Annotated in this window: 1 protein-coding gene; it reads right to left on the bottom strand. The window is 33.3% G+C overall.

The window, feature by feature from the left end; all coding sequences use genetic code 11:
• Positions 1 to 345: 345 nt before the first annotated feature.
• Complete coding sequence (locus Megvenef_RS08305; protein ID WP_322777474.1) at positions 346 to 534, bottom strand: hypothetical protein; 189 nt, start codon at positions 532 to 534, stop codon at positions 346 to 348.
• Between the last annotated feature and the right edge of the window lie 2,543 nt (positions 535 to 3,077).

The following is a 3,077-nucleotide window of genomic DNA, read 5'->3' on the forward strand; positions in this document are numbered from 1 at the left end:
TCAAGTTAAACAGAATCTTCGGAGCGATTGATTTTTTCGGTAATCCAACTTAATTGTGAAGGAAATATTTAATTGGCAGTTAGCAGTCCTGAAAAATAAAGTTGGTTTAATGTTTAAAATAAATTAGATCATTTAAGTTAATAGTAGCATTGTAATCTAATAATACATTCAACTAGTTAAAATTTGTGTAGCAGGTCGGTTCTGAACCTAATAAGTTAACTGTTTCTTCTAAAAGTATTTATGAACAATTTAGATATTCATCTCTGTATAAATTAGTTCCGAAATCTATTATTAAACTTGTTAAATCGTCATTAAAGTAAATATCTAATATTGCAGATTCACAAGCTACAAATATAAAATAAAAAATACCTTAGCACCACACAATACCTCTTTCAATTTAAGATATTCCGTCAGATGGACAATCACATCCTGGAGCATCGATTCTATTTGCTGCACATGATATACAATTATTCTTATTAAGCTCACAAGTAGCACAAAGTTTGTTGCAATGTTAGCACTGCCCTGAAAATTCATAATAGCCTAATCATTTATTTATGAAAATACCATTTTAACATTGACAATCTGGAGGATTAATTCTTGGAAAAGGACATGTTTAACAATTATCTACTTATTCTAAACAGTAGAGACACTGACTTGAGCATTACTGACATTACCCAGCAATGACAGTCTCATTAGAGTTACAGTATACACATTGTAGATCAACAGTTAGACCATAATTTGCCTCACAAATCTAGCATCCACTATAGTTACAGCTTTTGCAATTTTAGGAACATTCTATGCATTTTAAATTCGTATTTCGATAAAAACCTACTTGGCATTGCTCACAAATGGCATTTGCATAGCAGTCACATTTTGGTGGATTGATTCTATTCGCTGCACAAGTGATACAATTATTCTAACTAACTTTACAAGTTGCACAAAGTTAACTACAGTGTTAGCACTCTTTTGATGATTCAAAATAACCTAACTATTGATTTATGAAATACCATCTTAACATTGGCAAGTTGGGGCATTTACTCTTGGATAAGGACATGTTAAGCAATTATCTAGCCAACCTAAACACGAGAGACATTGGTATTAACATAATTCACAATAACCAGCGATGACAGTCTCATTTAAATTACATTAGGCACATTTCAGGTCAATAGTGAGACCATAATTAGCCTCGCAAATCTAGCATCCAAAAAGGTTACAGCTTAAGCAATTTTAGGAGCATTCCGTGCAGGTTAAATTTGAATTTCGATAAAAACTCACCTGACATTGATCACAAATTTAATCAGAAGAACAATCACACTTAGGGGCATTGATTTTATTAGACGGACAAGTGATACAATTCGTTTAAATGAGTTCACAAGTAGCACAAAGTGGGCTACACACTTAACATTCCCCTAACAATTCGAAATAACCTAAATATTGATTTATGAATTACCATCTTAGCATAAACAATTTGGGGCATTAACTCTTGGAAACGGACATGTTAAGCAATTGTTTAACTAATTTAAACAGGAAAGACACTAATGTTAGCATTATTCACAATGCCCAGCAATGACAGTCTCATTTGAGTTACAGTGGGCACATTGCAGTTGAATAGTTAGACCATAATTTGCCTAACAAATTAGGCATCCACTAGAGTTACAGCTTAAGCAATTCTAAGAGCATTCCGTGCACATTAAATTTAAATTTCGGTAAAAACCGACTTGACATTATTCACAAACATTATTAGAGGAACAATCACATTTTGGAGCATTGATTATAGTTGGTGCACACGTAATACAATTTGACTAACTAAACTCGCATGTAGCACAAAGTTGGCTACAAAAATGACATTGCCCCAACAATTCAAAATAGCCTAAATCTTGATTTATGAATTACCATCTTAGCATTAACAATTTGGGGCATTATCCCTTGGGAACAAACATGTCAAGCAATTTCCTACTTATCCGAAGCAAGTGAGGCATTGACTTTCGCATTATTCACAATACCCAGCGATGACAGTCTCGTTTGAATTGCAGGTGATGCATTGCAGTGCATTATTTAAGCCATAATTTGCGTTACAAATCTAGCATCCATTAGAGTTACAATTTTTGCAATTCTAGGAACACTCTATGCATGTTAAATTCGTATTTCTATAAAAACCTTGTTGACATTGCTCACAAATCTAATCAGAAGTACAATCACATTTTGGGGCATTCATTCTATTTGGCATGCAGGAAATACAGTTTGTTTCACTGAGTACACAAGTTGCACACAGTTAGTGACAATGCACACATTGATTTGACAATTCAAAATAACCTAACTATTGATTTAGGAAATACCATCTTAGCATAAACAATTTGGGGCATTAACTCTTGGAAACGGACATGTTAAGCAATTATCTAATTAGTAGAGGCAGGAGAGACATTGACTTTGGCATTGCTGGCACTACCCAGTAATAACAGTCTCATTTGAGTTACAAGAGACACATTCCAGTTAAATATTTAGGCCATAATATGGCTAACAAATTTAACATCCACTAGAGTTACAACTTGTACAATTCTGAGAACACTGAATGCAGGTTAAGTTTGTATCTCGAAAAAAACCATCTTCACATTGTTCACAAATTGCATCTGAAGAACAATCACATTTTGGAGTATTGATCCTACCAGCCATACAAGTGATACAGTTTTTCCATTCAAGTTCACATTTCATACACCTCTGATGGCAGAGTTGGCACTGCCCTGATGATTCAAAATAGCCTAATTATTAATTTATGAAATACCATCTTAACATTGACAATTAGGGGGATTAACTCTTGGAAATGAGCATGTTTAACAATTTTCTAACTAATCTAAACAGGTTAGACACTTGCTTTGGCATTATTAACAATTTCCAGCGATGAGAATCTCATTTGAGTTACAGTAGACACATTGCAGTAAACTATTTAAACCATAATCAAGTTCACAAATCAAACATCCTCTAAGATTACAGCTTTTGCAATTCTAAGAACATTCTACGCAAATATAATTTTCATTTTGATAAAACCCTTCTTTACATTAAAAACATGTTTCAGAATTATC

It is taken from the genome of Candidatus Megaera venefica (assembly GCF_034554655.1).
GTDB lineage: Bacteria > Pseudomonadota > Alphaproteobacteria > Rickettsiales > Rickettsiaceae > Megaera_A > Megaera_A venefica.

What these genes read in the sequence shown, in the direction of transcription:
- Megvenef_RS08305 (WP_322777474.1), bottom strand. Translation starts at nt 534, where the DNA reads ATGAATTTTCAGGGCAGTGCTAACATTGCAACAAACTTTGTGCTACTT.